This window comes from Lysobacter sp. 2RAF19 (genome assembly GCF_052115395.1).
Classification (GTDB): domain Bacteria; phylum Pseudomonadota; class Gammaproteobacteria; order Xanthomonadales; family Xanthomonadaceae; genus Noviluteimonas.
The window spans coordinates 112,133-124,569 of record NZ_JBFRGO010000004.1 but is presented as its reverse complement, the minus strand read 5'-3'; the positions used below and the strand labels follow the sequence as shown (position 1 = coordinate 124,569).

The 12,437-nt window shown below is 66.4% G+C and carries 14 protein-coding genes; 6 read left to right on the top strand and 8 right to left on the bottom strand.

Features of this window, described 5'->3' with window-relative positions; all coding sequences use genetic code 11:
- The first annotated feature begins 132 nt into the window (after positions 1–132).
- On the top strand, positions 133–393 hold the full coding sequence (locus AB4059_RS14630) for a hypothetical protein (RefSeq protein WP_498979880.1): 261 nt from the start codon (positions 133–135) through the stop codon (positions 391–393).
- Between the two features lie 28 nt (positions 394–421).
- Here AB4059_RS14630 and AB4059_RS14625 read toward each other — a convergent pair whose 3' ends face one another.
- From AB4059_RS14625 to AB4059_RS14595, 7 genes are all read right to left on the bottom strand, one after another.
- The gene (locus tag AB4059_RS14625) at positions 422–1,714 is read right to left on the bottom strand and encodes a PQQ-dependent sugar dehydrogenase (RefSeq protein ID WP_498979879.1); all 1,293 of its coding nucleotides are present in this window, start codon (positions 1,712–1,714) and stop codon (positions 422–424) included.
- A 111-nt stretch (positions 1,715–1,825) separates the two neighbouring features.
- Positions 1,826–3,898: a TonB-dependent receptor domain-containing protein gene (locus AB4059_RS14620; protein ID WP_498979877.1), complete on the bottom strand. Its 2,073-nt coding sequence runs from the start codon at positions 3,896–3,898 to the stop codon at positions 1,826–1,828.
- Between the two features lie 39 nt (positions 3,899–3,937).
- The gene (locus tag AB4059_RS14615) at positions 3,938–5,143 is read right to left on the bottom strand and encodes an EAL domain-containing protein (RefSeq protein ID WP_498979875.1); all 1,206 of its coding nucleotides are present in this window, start codon (positions 5,141–5,143) and stop codon (positions 3,938–3,940) included.
- Positions 5,144–5,229: 86 nt separating this feature from the next.
- A complete protein-coding gene (locus AB4059_RS14610) occupies positions 5,230–5,532 on the bottom strand; it encodes a carboxypeptidase-like regulatory domain-containing protein (protein WP_498979873.1) in 303 nt (100 codons plus the stop codon).
- 38 nt (positions 5,533–5,570) lie between these two features.
- Positions 5,571–5,864: a carboxypeptidase-like regulatory domain-containing protein gene (locus AB4059_RS14605; protein WP_498979871.1), complete on the bottom strand. Its 294-nt coding sequence runs from the start codon at positions 5,862–5,864 to the stop codon at positions 5,571–5,573.
- A 100-nt stretch (positions 5,865–5,964) separates the two neighbouring features.
- Positions 5,965–6,756, bottom strand: a complete 792-nt coding sequence (locus AB4059_RS14600; protein ID WP_498979869.1) for an NRDE family protein — start codon at positions 6,754–6,756, stop codon at positions 5,965–5,967.
- A complete protein-coding gene (locus AB4059_RS14595) occupies positions 6,756–8,648 on the bottom strand; it encodes an ABCB family ABC transporter ATP-binding protein/permease (protein ID WP_498979867.1) in 1,893 nt (630 codons plus the stop codon). Before AB4059_RS14595 ends, AB4059_RS14600 begins: the two co-directional genes overlap by 1 nt.
- Before the next feature lie 74 nt (positions 8,649–8,722).
- Between AB4059_RS14595 and AB4059_RS14590 the strand changes: the two genes are divergently transcribed.
- From AB4059_RS14590 to AB4059_RS14570, 5 genes are all read left to right on the top strand, one after another.
- Positions 8,723–9,007: a DUF4031 domain-containing protein gene (locus AB4059_RS14590; RefSeq protein ID WP_498979866.1), complete on the top strand. Its 285-nt coding sequence runs from the start codon at positions 8,723–8,725 to the stop codon at positions 9,005–9,007.
- Positions 9,008–9,043: 36 nt separating this feature from the next.
- A complete protein-coding gene (locus AB4059_RS14585; RefSeq protein WP_498979864.1) occupies positions 9,044–9,307 on the top strand; it encodes a DUF3297 family protein in 264 nt (87 codons plus the stop codon).
- A gap of 158 nt (positions 9,308–9,465) precedes the next feature.
- A complete protein-coding gene (locus AB4059_RS14580; protein ID WP_498979862.1) occupies positions 9,466–10,740 on the top strand; it encodes a PilT/PilU family type 4a pilus ATPase in 1,275 nt (424 codons plus the stop codon).
- A 55-nt stretch (positions 10,741–10,795) separates the two neighbouring features.
- Positions 10,796–11,170, top strand: a complete 375-nt coding sequence (locus tag AB4059_RS14575; protein WP_498979860.1) for a YciI family protein — start codon at positions 10,796–10,798, stop codon at positions 11,168–11,170.
- Between the two features lie 94 nt (positions 11,171–11,264).
- A complete protein-coding gene (locus AB4059_RS14570; protein WP_498979858.1) occupies positions 11,265–11,561 on the top strand; it encodes an HNH endonuclease in 297 nt (98 codons plus the stop codon).
- A 112-nt stretch (positions 11,562–11,673) separates the two neighbouring features.
- On the opposite strand, the gene AB4059_RS14565 is transcribed toward AB4059_RS14570, so the two are convergent.
- Positions 11,674–12,435 (bottom strand): ABC transporter permease, encoded by a 762-nt coding sequence (locus AB4059_RS14565; protein WP_498980065.1) that lies wholly within the window; start codon positions 12,433–12,435, stop codon positions 11,674–11,676.
- Positions 12,436–12,437 lie beyond the last annotated feature (2 nt).

Sequence of the window (12,437 nt, the reverse complement as noted above, 5' to 3'; positions counted from 1 at the left end):
ATCGCACCACGCCTCTCCTGTTTCCGCAGGAGAGGCGTTTGCATTTGTTACGACTGCGATAACGCCGGTTTGATCGGATGTCCACGGCCGCTGGACCAGCATGAGGTCCGATCATCTGAGCGGGAGCAGCGCATGCGAGCACTCTTCGTCGGTGGCACGGTCGACAATGCCGAACTCGACCTGGACGGCAATACACCGCCGAAGCACTATCCCGAAAACACCGGCGCGGGCCAATCGCGCTACAACCTGCACCACGTCGGGCAACGCAGCGGCGGCGAGATCGCCTACGCGGTGTATGCAGCGCCGGATCTCGCGTCTTCGGAAGTCACGCGCGTGGCCACCGAACGCGATTACGCGCGCAGGTTCGAGGCCGAACCGCAGGAAGTCGCCTGACAGCCGACTTGCGCAACGGGGCGTGGCGCTACGGCGCCACGCGCCAGACCGTGTTGCCGACATCGTCGGCGACCAGCAACGCACCATCTTTCGCCATCGCCACGCCCACCGGGCGTCCGCGCGCATTGCCTTTTGCGTCGAGGAAGCCGGTGAGCACATCCTGCTCGTTGCCTGCGGGTTTTCCGCCGGAGAAGGGCACGAAGATCACTTTGTAGCCGCTGGGCGGATCGCGATTCCATGAGCCGTGCAAGCCGATGAAAGCGCCCTTGCGCCACGCATTCGGCATCTTCGTGCCCGAGGAGAACGCAAGTCCGAGCGCAGCGACGTGCGGGCCGAGCGCGTAATCCGGCGCGATCGCCTTGTCGACCATGTCGGGGCGTTCGGGTTGCACGCGTGTGTCGACGTGCGCGCCGTAGTAACTCCACGGCCAACCGTAGAACGCGCCCTCCTTCACCGATGTCAGGTAATCGGGGACCAGGTCGTTGCCCAGCTCGTCGCGTTCGTTCACCACCGCGTACAGGACGTTCAAACCGGGCGCGAATGCGATGCCGACGGGATTGCGCAAGCCACTGGCAAAGATGCGCGAAGCACCCGTGTCCGCATCGATCTCCAGGATCGCCGCGCGGTTGTCCTCGATATCCATGCCGTTTTCGGCGGCATTGCTGTTGGAGCCGACGCCGACGTAGAACTTCGAACCATCCGGCGTGGCGACCAGGCTCTTGGTCCAATGATGGTTGCGCGGCGCGCCGGGCAACTGGACGAGGGTTTCAGGCGCCGTGGTGATCTGCGTGTCGCCGGTTTTGTACGGCACCCACACCAGCGCGTCTGCGTTGGCGATGTAAAGACGGTCGCCGACCAGCGCCATGCCGAAGGGCGAGAACAGGTTCGCCACCAGCGTCGTTTTCGTTTCCGCGACGCCGTCGCCATCGCTGTCGCGCAAAAGCGAGATGCGATTGGGGCTCGGCACGGCGGCGCCGGCTTTCTCGAACGCATTGTTCATGAAGGCGGCGCGGATCGGATTCCTGGGTTGGTCGGGCGTCGGTGGCCGATTGGTCTCTGCAACGAGGACGTCGCCGTTCGGCAGCACGTACAACCAGCGCGGATGGACCAGGCCCGTTGCGAATGCCTTGACCTGCATGCCGTTCGCAGCCGTGGGCATTTCGCCGGATTTCCAACCCGTCGCGGGCGCGATCTTCACCGTGGGCAGCAATGCGTGCTCGGGTTCGGCCAGGGGCGGCGCGGCGCCGCTGACACTCTCCGGTGCGATCTTCGAGGTGGGCGCGCACGACGTGGCGAGGCCAGCCGCGACGGAGCTCGCCATGAGTGTGGAAGCAAGTCCGATACGCATGACGCAGCCTGCAACGGGCGGCGTGAGTGCGATGTGGCCGATCGACGAACGTGGAGTGAACACAGCGCTCGCAAGCTTGAACCTCTATTGCCAGTGCAGCTCGACGCCCACCGTCGCGCCGCGCCCAGGCGCGGGCTCGTAGTAACGGCGATTGGCCTCGTTGACGATCACCGAGCCGGCGTAGCTGCGGTCACCGAGGTTGTCGAGTGCGAGGAAGACGCGGCCGTGCGCGAATCCATAGCCCACGCTCGCATCGAAGGCGGCGTACGACGGCGCGGCCTCGTCGCCGAAATTGTTGACCGGCACTGCATCCACATACACGCCCTCCACCCGCGCATGCCAGCCCTTCGCGACCTCGCCCCACCGCACCGCGGCCTGCGCCTGCGTGCGCGGGATGCCGGGGATGCGCGTGCCCGCCGCGATCGGCAGTGTCGGCACGGCACACGGCGCGGCGGTGCACGCGAGGAAGCCGTCGACGAAGGTTGCGTCCAGCCATGTCACCGCGAACTCCGCCGTCCACGCATCGGCGAGCGGCAGCGCACCGGAGAGTTCCAGGCCCCTGCGTCGTGCGCGTCCGGCGTTCTGGAACGTCGTGCGCCCGCCCGCACTCGTGCCGACGGTGAGCTCGTCATCGGTGCGCGCCTGGAACACCGCGACTTCGGTACGCATGCGTCCGTGCGAGATCTTCATTCCCGCTTCGGCGCTGCGCGTACTGGCGGCCTGCAGCGCGAAGTTGAGGCCGCTGCCGCCGTCGCTGCGATACTGGAGCTCGTTGAACGTCGGCGTTTCGAAACCCTCGCCGTAGGCTGCGTAGAACTGCAGCGCATCGTTCGCGCGCCAGCGCACGCCCAGCACGGGCGATGTCGCCGAATAGGTGACGCGCCCGCTGTCGTCGGGATTGCCGGCGCGGATGTAATGGTCTTCGGAGCGGAACCGCACGCGACTGTGGCGCGCACCGGCGTTCACTTGCCACGCATCGTTCGGCGTCCAGGTGGCCTGCAGATAGGGATCGAGTGCATCAACGCGATCCACCTGGTCGGCACGCAGCGCCCCGCGCACGCCGAGCGTGTCGCCGACGAAGTTTTCGTAGCCGCGCCGATCCTGTCGCATCGCGTCGTAGGACACGCCGCCCGTCAGGGACCACGCAGCACCGAGGTCGCCGGTCCAATGCGCATCCACGCCCGCGTACGGCGAATGCAGGTCGACCACGCCGCCGTTGCTCAGCGGATTGGATTGCGTGCCGACGGGGATCGCGAGGAATTGTTCGACCTCGCGGCGTCCCGCATACACCGTCGCGGAAAACGCACTGTGCGCGATGACCGCGCCGAGTTGGCGTTGCGAAACGGACTTGCGCGTATCGAAGGCCAGGGCCTGCGGCGCGGCTTGCGCCGGATCGGCGAGGAATTGCGCGCGATCCAGGCCCAGCGGATCCTGCGTGTTCGGGGCATCGAGCGTATCGAGCACGAGCGTGGCGGTCGTCGCCGCCTGTTCGAAGCGCAGCTTCCCATGCAACAGGTTGCGTTCGGCCGCCGAGTGCGCGCGGAAGCCATCGGTGCGGAAGTGCTGCGCGCCGAGAAACCCGCCCACCGCTTCACCCGCGCCCTGCACGGAAAGCGACAGCCGCCGCGATGCGTCCGGCCCCAGGTTCGCACCGCCATCGACCGCGAGCGGTCCTTCCGGCGTCGCGGTGAACACCTGGATCACGCCGCCGGCCGCATTGCCGTAGAGCACGGAGAAAGGACCGCGCAACACTTCGATGCGGTCGGCGAAGGCGAGCGGGAGATGGGAGACCTGGCCCTGCCCGTCCGGCATCGTCGCGGGGACACCGTCGATCGACAGGCGCACGCCGCGGATGCCGAAGCTCGCGCGTGTGCCGAAGCCGCGGATCGAGATCTGTTCGTCCTGCGCGTAATTGTGCCGGTCGCGCGCGAGCAGGCCGGGTACGCTGGACAGTCGCTCGGACAAGGCTGCGCCGAGTCCATCGGTGCGGCCGTCGCCGCGATCGATCACGCTCACCGATGCGGGCACATTGCGCGCGGCAACGGGCGCATGCGTGGCGGTGACTTGGACGCGATCGAGTTCGACCGGCGCGGTCTGCGCGCAGGCCACGGCAGGCGCCAGGCTCGCGAGCGCGATGAGCGGTCTGGAAGCGGACATGCCGTCGATGTTGGCATGCCCGCGTGATGCGCCCGTGGATCAGGCGGGCAAGGGCGTTTCCACTTCGGGCCCGCGCGCGGCCGCGCCCGACAACACGTCGGCCACCGGCGCCGCCTGCCCGATGAGATAGCCCTGCGCGTAACGCACGCCCATCTCGCGCAGGCGTTGCAACTGGGCGTGCGTTTCGACGCCTTCCATCACGACGCTCGCATCGATCGCGTGCGCCATCGCCACGATCGCCTCGACGATCGCCATCGCGCGTTGCGAATCAAACATGTGGCGCGCGAAAGCCTGGTCGATCTTCACGAATTCGAAGTCGAGCCGGTGCAGGTGGGTCAGGTTCGAATAGCCCGTGCCGAAATCGTCGAGTGCGAACGGAATCCCGTGCGAACGACAGTGCTGCATCACCGCGGCGACGGGCGTGTAATCGAGCATGCGGCTTTCGGTGACTTCGAGTTTGAGCGTGCCGGGCGGCAACTGCGCGCGCTCGACGCGTTGCACGATCTGGCGCGCCATGCCCGGTTCGACGAGCTGCCGCGCCGAGAGATTCACCGCGATGCTCGGCAACGGCGACACGCCGCTCTCGCGCAACGAGACGAGCACTTCGATGACGCGATCCAGGACGTATTCGCCCACGGGCACGATCAGCGAGGTCTCTTCGGCCAGCTTGATGAATTCGGCCGGCGAAACGGGGCCGCGATCGGGCAACTGCCAGCGCACCAGCGCCTCGTATCCGCGCACCCGGCCTTCGACGATGTCGAAGATCGGCTGGTAGCGCACTTCGAGCGTCTGCGTGTCCAGCGCGTCGCGCAGGCGCGCTTCGAGGCGGATCTTGTCCAGGCCGGCGCGTTCTTCGTTCGATTCGGTCGCGAGGTCTTCGGCAGGCAGGGTCACATCCTGCGGCAACGCGGCGAGGATGCTGCGCGTGCGGCGCAACAGGCTCAGCACCAGCGTGCGCACGATCGGGTCGCCGCCGTCGAGGCGTTCGAGGAATTGGTCGTGGTCGATCGCCAGCAGCGTGGTGTCGCCGCGTGCCGTCGCCGTCGCGCTGCGCGGCTGGCCGTCGAGCATGCCGAGCTCGCCGATCAATTCACCGGGCCCCAGGGTGCCGTGCAGCGTGGTGCGGCGGCCTTGCTCGGAGTGCAGTTCGATGGCGCCGCGTTCGATCAGCCAGGCGCAATCGGATGGGTCGCCCTGGCGGTACAGGACTTCGCCCGCGAACAGTTCGCGGATCACGGTGCTCATGCCTCTTCCCCCTATGGAAGACATGATGGATGTTGGCCGGGTATACGCAATTGTGGGCGCAACCCGGCCGCCATCCGCGCGACCGCTTACTTCACGTAGGTGTTGGTACCCACCTGCACGCGGATCTTCTTCGGCGCGTCGGTCGTTCCGTCGGCGTGCGTGATCGTGAGGGTGTAGATGCCCACGGGCATGCGCTCGAAGAAGTACTTGCCGTCTTCGGTCATCGTCTGCTCGCGCTTGGTGCCGATGTCGGTGTTCTCGATGTGCACGACATCGCCGGTCTTCGCGCGGCCCCAGAGGCCGCCGCCGGAGTGCTGCGCGTAGGCGGTGGAGACGAACAGGCCGAGCGCCGCGACTGCGACGAAACTGCGGTGGAGGATCTTGTTCATTGAATGTTTTCCCGAATGGGGGGGGGTGAGTGGCGTGCTTACTTGATGCGGAACGTCGCGCCGGCGTTGACCGTGGCCGGCTTGGCGGCATCGGCCGAACCATCGGCGTGCTTGACGACGACCTCGTAGGAACCGATCGGCACCCGGCGGATCGTCCACTTGCCCGTGTCGGCTTCGACCTGGATTTCGCGGTGGAAACCGGTGCCCACGCCCGACACTTCGACGGTGTCGCCGGGCTTGGCGTTGCCCATCAGGTTGCCGGAAGACTGTTGCGCGTGCGCAGCGAAGGCGAGAAAGGAGAATGCCGCGACGGCGAAGATCGAACGCTTCATGGTGGAGTCGTGCTCGTGCAGTGGGGTTTTCGAACACGAATTCTAGGGATCGCGCTGCGATCGCGGCCCGTGCCGGAGGTCACCGGAACCCTTGCACCATTCACATAACGTTGGCTTCGAATGGCAGTTGCGCAAACGTGGTGCCCTGCGCTAGCGCTTCGGCACCGAAGCGATGCTCGGCGAAGGTGAATCCGCGCTCTTCCACCAGCAACACGGTGCTGCAACGCGTGCCGTAACGGGCGCCGCGTACGAACGGCGGCGACAGCAGGCGCTCCATTTCCAGGCCGACGCCGGTGTCCGGCAAACGCGCGTCGGGTGCCGGCGTCGTATCGGCGAGCGCGGAAAACAAGGGCGCGAGCGCGGTTTCGTCGACGTGGTCGGGGGCCTGCGCGAGCCAGCGCTCCAACGCCTGCGTCGCGCGACCGCTCTTCGGCCAAGGCGCATCGAAGGCCCCATTGGACATCGCGTGGAAGCCCTCGCCGACCGCGTGCGTTTCGAATCGCGGATGGTTGGTGGCGAAATGCAAGGCATCGCCGTCCCAGCACAACAGATTGAATCGACCGTATTCGTTCGCCACATCGGCGAGCGAGTCGGTGTAGCGATCGGCTGCGGCATCGCCCGTGGCGAAGCCGCGCACCAGGGCGCCGCGGGAACGCGGCGCGGCTTCGGGATTCAATCCGGCGCGCACGTTCGTCACCGCGGTGAACCGCCGGCGCGTGGAAGCGAGCAACCAACTTCCGCCGGCCTGCAGATCGCGGCCACCGAACACCTGCGGAAAGTCAGGATCGGGCGCGGCCGGCGCGGTGGGGCGCCCATGGAACTCGTCGCGGTTGGCGATCACCGCGAGTTTCCAGCGCGGGTGCGCGCGAAATCCGACGGCGATCAGGCACATCAGCCGGCCGCCTCGAGTTCGCGCTGGCGCTCCTGCTGTTGCAGCTTCCACATTTGCGCGTAATGGCCCTGGCTGGCGACGAGCGCGGCGTGCGTGCCGCGTTCGATGATGCGGCCGGCATCCATCACCAGGATCTCGTCAGCGTTCATCACCGTCGACAGGCGATGGGCGATCGTCAGCGTCGTGCGACCCAGTGCGATGCGGTCCAGTTCTGCCTGGATCGCCTGCTCCGAACGCGAATCGAGCGCCGAGGTGGCTTCGTCGAAGATCAGGATGGCGGGGTTCTTCAACAAGGCGCGCGCGATGGCGACGCGTTGTTTTTCACCGCCGGACAGCTTCAGGCCGCGCTCGCCGACTTCGGTCTGGTAACCGTCGGGCAAGCCCGCGATGAGATCGTGGATGTGCGCAGCGCGCGCGGCGTGTTCGACTTCCTCGCGCGTGGCGCCCGGGCGGCCGTATTCGATGTTGTAGTAGATCGTGTCGTTGAACAGCACCGTGTCCTGCGGGACGATCGCGATGGTCGCGCGCACCGATTGCTGCGTGTAGTCGCGCACGTCGTGTGCGGTGCCGGTCGCATCGGTGATGGTGATGCGGCCGCCGTCGACATCGTAGAAGCGGTACAGCAGGCGCGCGAGCGTCGACTTGCCCGACCCCGAATGGCCGACCACCGCGACGGTCGCGCCCGGCCGGATGGTGAAATCCACATCGCGCAGGATTTGCCGGCGTACGTCGTAAGCGAAGCGCACGTTTTCGAAGCGCACCTGCGGCTGCGTGGCATGCAGCGCCACCGAACCGGGGCGATCCTGCACGTCCTGGCGTTCGTCGAGCAGGCCGAACAGGCGCTCCAGGTTGGTCATCGCCTGCTTCACTTCGCGATACATCATGCCGAGCATGTTCAGCGGCGCCGACAACTGCAGCAGGTAGGCGTTGACCAGCACCAGGTCGCCGACCGTCATGTGGCCGGCGACGACGCCCGCCGCGGCGCGCCACATCATCGCCGACACGCCAAGCGCGACGATCGCCGTCTGCCCGAGGTTGAGCACCGCCAGCGTCTTGCGGCTCATGACCGAGGCGTTCTCCAGGTGCTGGAGGTTTTCGTCGTAGCGGCGCGCCTCGTGGTCCTCGTTGCCGAAGTACTTCACGGTCTCGTAGTTGAGCAGCGAATCCACCGCGCGTTCGTTCGCCTTCGTATCGGCTTCCACCGCGGCGCGGTAGTAACGCGTGCGCCATTCGGTGATCGACACGGTGAACAGGATGTAGGCCAGCAGCGTGATGCCGGTGATCGCGACGAAGCCCCAGTCGTAGGCCCAGGCCAACACGGCCGAGACCATGATGATCTCCAGCGCCGTGGGGATGATCGTGTAGATCGTCCAGTCGAGCAGGTCGGAGATCGCCGTGCCGCCGCGTTCGACGTCGCGCGCCACGCCACCGGTCCGGCGCGCCAGGTGGAAGCGCAGGGACAGCGCATGCAGGTGGCGGAAGACCTGGAGCGTCACGCGGCGCGAGATGCGCGCCATCACGCGTGCGAAGACGACCTGCCGCAATTCGGTGAACAAGGTGACCGACACGCGCGATGCGCCGTAGGCAAGCAGGAGCGCGACCGGCAGGACGAGCAGCGTCGGCGCCACGTTGAGCGCATCGACGATCCGCTTCAATACCAACGGGACGACGAGGTTGGCCAGCTTGCCGAGCACGACCAGGAGCAGCGCGAACCCGATGCGGCCCGCGAACGGCCGCAGGAAGGGCAGCAGGGACCGCAGCACCTGCCAATCGGCGCGCGCGCCCTTGGCCCGCGCGACCGGCGCGCTGCCGGCCACGGTGTCGGGTGCGGCGAGGATTTCGTCGGGGACGGGCGCGGGTTGCGCCTGAGCTTGCTCGTCGGGGGTGGGCATGGGCATTCACATGGAGGCGCGATGGACAGGATGCAACGCCAGCGGCGATCCTGCGCGGATGGCGGGTCTTTGACATGAGTGTCTACGTCGACGACGCGGTGACCCTCTGGCGCGACCGGCGCTGGGCGCACCTGATGGCCGACACCCTCGACGAGCTGCATGCGATGGCGGCCGCGATCGGGCTGCCGCGCCGCGCGTTCCAGGACAAGACCAGCGGCGCGCACTACGACGTGGACGCCGACATGCGCGAGGCGGCCCTGCGGTTGGGGGCGATCCCGATCTCCCGCCACGGCGATCGCGCGCTCGTCCGCCGGGTCATCGCGCGCGCCAAGGCGCAGGGGCGCCACGAGGCACCGTAGAATGCGCGCTCCACCGATCCACGCCCCGAGCACGCCATGACCGACACGCCTCCCGACCGCCTCTCCAACGATCCGAGCAGCAAGTTCTACGACGAGCAGGCGCTCGAGCGCGGCATCGGCATCAAGTTCAACGGCACCGAACGCACCAACGTCGAGGAATACTGCATCAGCGAAGGTTGGGTGCGCGTGCCGGTCGGCAAGTCGCTGGATCGTCGCGGCATGCCGATGACGATGAAGGTGAAGGGCACCGTCGAAGCGTGGTTCCGCATGCCCGAGGGTGAACAGGACGACCAGGCGTGAAGATCGCGCGCAGGTGACTTCACGCACGGTGACCACAGGCAACGGGGTGACCGTGACGCGCATCCGGTTCGCATCGTCCGCGGATTCGTAAACTCCGCGGTCCAAGGGGACGCAACAAGACAGGGGAAGACCGCCGCGCAATGCGGCGGGCCGTACGCATGCTCAACGAAACGCAAGCCCGCGAATACATGCACAAGTTGCTCGCGGCAATGGCCAAGTCCGGTGGTTCCGACCTCTTCATCTCCCACGATTTCCCGCCGAGCATGAAGGCGCACGGCGCAATGACGCCGCTGACGCAGCAGAAGCTGACCGGCGAAGTCACCGCCGTGCTCGCCCACGCGCTGATGAACGAGAAGCAGCGGGCGGAGTTCGCGCAGGAGATGGAGTGCAACTTCGCGATCGCCGTGCCCGGCGCCTCGCGTTTCCGCGTGAACGTGTTCGTGCAACAGGGCCACGTCGGCCTGGTCTGCCGCACGATCGCGGCGGAAATCCCCAACTTCGAAAAGCTGCGCCTGCCCGAGGTCCTCAAGGACGTCGTGATGGAAAAGCGCGGCCTGGTGCTCGTCGTCGGTGGCACGGGCTCGGGCAAGTCGACCTCGCTGGCCGCGATGATCGACCACCGCAACCGCACGCAGGCCGGCCACATCATCACGGTGGAGGATCCGGTCGAATACGCGCACACCTCGCAGAAGTCGCTGGTCACGCACCGCGAAGTCGGCGTCGACACGCATTCGTGGCACCACGCGCTGAAGAACACCCTGCGCCAGGCGCCCGACGTCATCCTCGTCGGCGAAATCCGCGACGCCGAGACGATGGAACACGCCATCGCCTTCGCCGAGACCGGCCACCTGTGCCTGTCCACGCTGCACGCCAACAGCGCGTCGCAGACGATGGAACGCATCATCAATTTCTTCCCCGAAGAACGCCGCACGCAGTTGCTGATGGACCTGTCGGCCAACCTGCGCGCGATCGTTTCGCAGCGACTGGTGCGCACCGAGGATGGAAAGGGCCGCGTGGCCGCGATCGAGATCCTGCTCAACACGCCGACCGTCGCCGAGAAAATCTTCAAGGGCGAGTTCAACGAGCTCAAGGGCGTCATGAACAAGTCGCGTGAGCTCGGCATGCGCACCTTCGACTGGGCCTTGTTCGAGCTGTACAACGAAGGCCGGATTTCCTACGAAGAAGCGATCCGCAACGCCGACTCGGCCAACGAGCTGCGCCTGAACATCAAGCTCAAGAGCCGTCGCGGCGAACCGGCTTCGGTGGCCGGATCCTCCTTCGAGCTCAAGCACGAGCCCAATGCGCAGGAAGTCGAGATGCTGCGTCGCGAGGAACTCCGCAAGCAGCAGGACAAGCGCGACCAGCTCGAACTCGAACGCCTGCAGGCGCTCAAGCGCCAGTCGCAGGATGCGCAGAAGGCGGCCAACGGCTGACCGACCCGGGGGCCTGCGCTAGGATCGGCACTCGTTCCCCGCGCAGAGCCCCCGCATGCAATACCTGCTGCTCGTCTACGCCGACCCCGCGCTGCTCCAGGCCCTGCCCGAGGGCCAGTACGACACGATGATGAAAGGCTGCCTGGAACACGCCGACGACCTCCAGCGCGCGGGCAAGCTGGTGTCGTTCTCGCAGTTGGAAGATGTCGCAACGGCCCGTTCGGTGCGCATCCGCGACGGCAAGACGCGCGTGAGCGACGGCCCGTTCGCCGAGACCAAGGAACTGCTGGGCGGCTTCAACCTGGTCGAAGCCGACAGCATCGAGGACGCGGTGCGCATGGCCGCGCAACTCCCGTGGGCGGCGACGGGCTGCATCGAAGTCCGCCCCGTTCGCAACATCGCGGCGGTGCGCAAGCAAGTCGGCGCCTGAAAGCAACGCGATGCCGAACAACCACAAACTCCGCCGCTTCCGCAAAGTCGCCGCCCGCCGGCAGCGACACCGCTGCCATTACTGCGACGCCCCGATGTGGTCGAAGAACCCGTGGGCCTTCGCCGAGCAACACGGCCTGCGCCTGGAAGACTGCATCCACTTCCAGTGCACCGCCGAACACCTGGTCGCACGCCGCGATGGCGGCGCGGAGATCCGCAACATCGTCGCGGCGTGCCGGCATTGCAACGTGACGCGGCATGAAGCGGACGATCCGCTGCCTGCGGACGTCTATCGCGAACGCATCCGGAAGGACGTCGCCGAAGCGCGATGGTTCACGACGGCCTTGCTGCGGGGCGATCGGCTCTTGGAGCGGAACTCAAAACCGGAATAGCCCCTTTTAGTAAAAGGGGGCGCGGCGACAGCCGCGGGAAAATTGGATCCACTGCGTTGGGGCCCGAAGTTTGCAAAGCAAACTTTGGGAATTCATTCGCACAGCGGATGAATTACGCCTTGATCTTGTACCCCGTCTTGAAGATCCACCAGACGCCGATCAGGCACGCGACCAAGAACCCGACGATCGCCCCCGCGCTCAACCACACGTTGACGTCCGCGATCCCGTAGAAGCTCCACCGCATCCCGCTCACCAGGTAGACCACGGGATTGAACAGCGTGAACGTGCGCCATGGCTCGGGCAGCATGTCGATCGAATAGAACGCACCGCCGAGGAAGGTCAGCGGCGTCACGATCAGCAGCGGAATCACCTGCAGGCGCTGGAAGCTGTCGGCCCAGATGCCGATGATGAAACCGAACAGGCTGAAGGTCACCGCCGTCAGCACGAGGAAGCACAGCATCCAGAACGGATGCGCGATGTGGTAGGGCACGAACGCGCGCGCCGTCACCAGGATCAGTACGCCGAGCATCATCGACTTGGTCGCCGCCGCGCCCACGTAACCGATCACCGCTTCGAAATACGACACCGGCGCGGACAACAGCTCGAAGATCGTCCCCGACCATTTCGGCAGATAGATGCCGAAGGACGCATTCGAAATACTCTCGTTGAGCAGCGAGAGCATGATCAGGCCCGGGATGATGAAGGCCCCGTAGCTCACGCCACCCAGGTCGCCCATGCGCGAGCCGATCGCCGCACCGAAGACGATGAAGTACAGCGAGGTCGACAACACGGGCGACAGGATGCTTTCCAGCATCGTGCGGAAGGTACGTGCCATCTCGAAGCGGTAGATCGCCTTGATCGCATGCGTGTTCATGC

What these genes read in the sequence shown, in the direction of transcription:
- AB4059_RS14630 (WP_498979880.1), top strand. Translation starts at nt 133, where the DNA reads ATGCGAGCACTCTTCGTCGGTGGCACGGTCGACAATGCCGAACTCGAC.
- AB4059_RS14625 (WP_498979879.1), bottom strand. Translation starts at nt 1,714, where the DNA reads ATGGCGAGCTCCGTCGCGGCTGGCCTCGCCACGTCGTGCGCGCCCACC.
- AB4059_RS14620 (WP_498979877.1), bottom strand. Translation starts at nt 3,898, where the DNA reads ATGTCCGCTTCCAGACCGCTCATCGCGCTCGCGAGCCTGGCGCCTGCC.
- AB4059_RS14615 (WP_498979875.1), bottom strand. Translation starts at nt 5,143, where the DNA reads ATGAGCACCGTGATCCGCGAACTGTTCGCGGGCGAAGTCCTGTACCGC.
- AB4059_RS14610 (WP_498979873.1), bottom strand. Translation starts at nt 5,532, where the DNA reads ATGAACAAGATCCTCCACCGCAGTTTCGTCGCAGTCGCGGCGCTCGGC.
- AB4059_RS14605 (WP_498979871.1), bottom strand. Translation starts at nt 5,864, where the DNA reads ATGAAGCGTTCGATCTTCGCCGTCGCGGCATTCTCCTTTCTCGCCTTC.
- AB4059_RS14600 (WP_498979869.1), bottom strand. Translation starts at nt 6,756, where the DNA reads ATGTGCCTGATCGCCGTCGGATTTCGCGCGCACCCGCGCTGGAAACTC.
- AB4059_RS14595 (WP_498979867.1), bottom strand. Translation starts at nt 8,648, where the DNA reads ATGCCCACCCCCGACGAGCAAGCTCAGGCGCAACCCGCGCCCGTCCCC.
- AB4059_RS14590 (WP_498979866.1), top strand. Translation starts at nt 8,723, where the DNA reads ATGAGTGTCTACGTCGACGACGCGGTGACCCTCTGGCGCGACCGGCGC.
- AB4059_RS14585 (WP_498979864.1), top strand. Translation starts at nt 9,044, where the DNA reads ATGACCGACACGCCTCCCGACCGCCTCTCCAACGATCCGAGCAGCAAG.
- AB4059_RS14580 (WP_498979862.1), top strand. Translation starts at nt 9,466, where the DNA reads ATGCTCAACGAAACGCAAGCCCGCGAATACATGCACAAGTTGCTCGCG.
- AB4059_RS14575 (WP_498979860.1), top strand. Translation starts at nt 10,796, where the DNA reads ATGCAATACCTGCTGCTCGTCTACGCCGACCCCGCGCTGCTCCAGGCC.
- AB4059_RS14570 (WP_498979858.1), top strand. Translation starts at nt 11,265, where the DNA reads ATGTGGTCGAAGAACCCGTGGGCCTTCGCCGAGCAACACGGCCTGCGC.
- AB4059_RS14565 (WP_498980065.1), bottom strand. Translation starts at nt 12,435, where the DNA reads ATGAACACGCATGCGATCAAGGCGATCTACCGCTTCGAGATGGCACGT.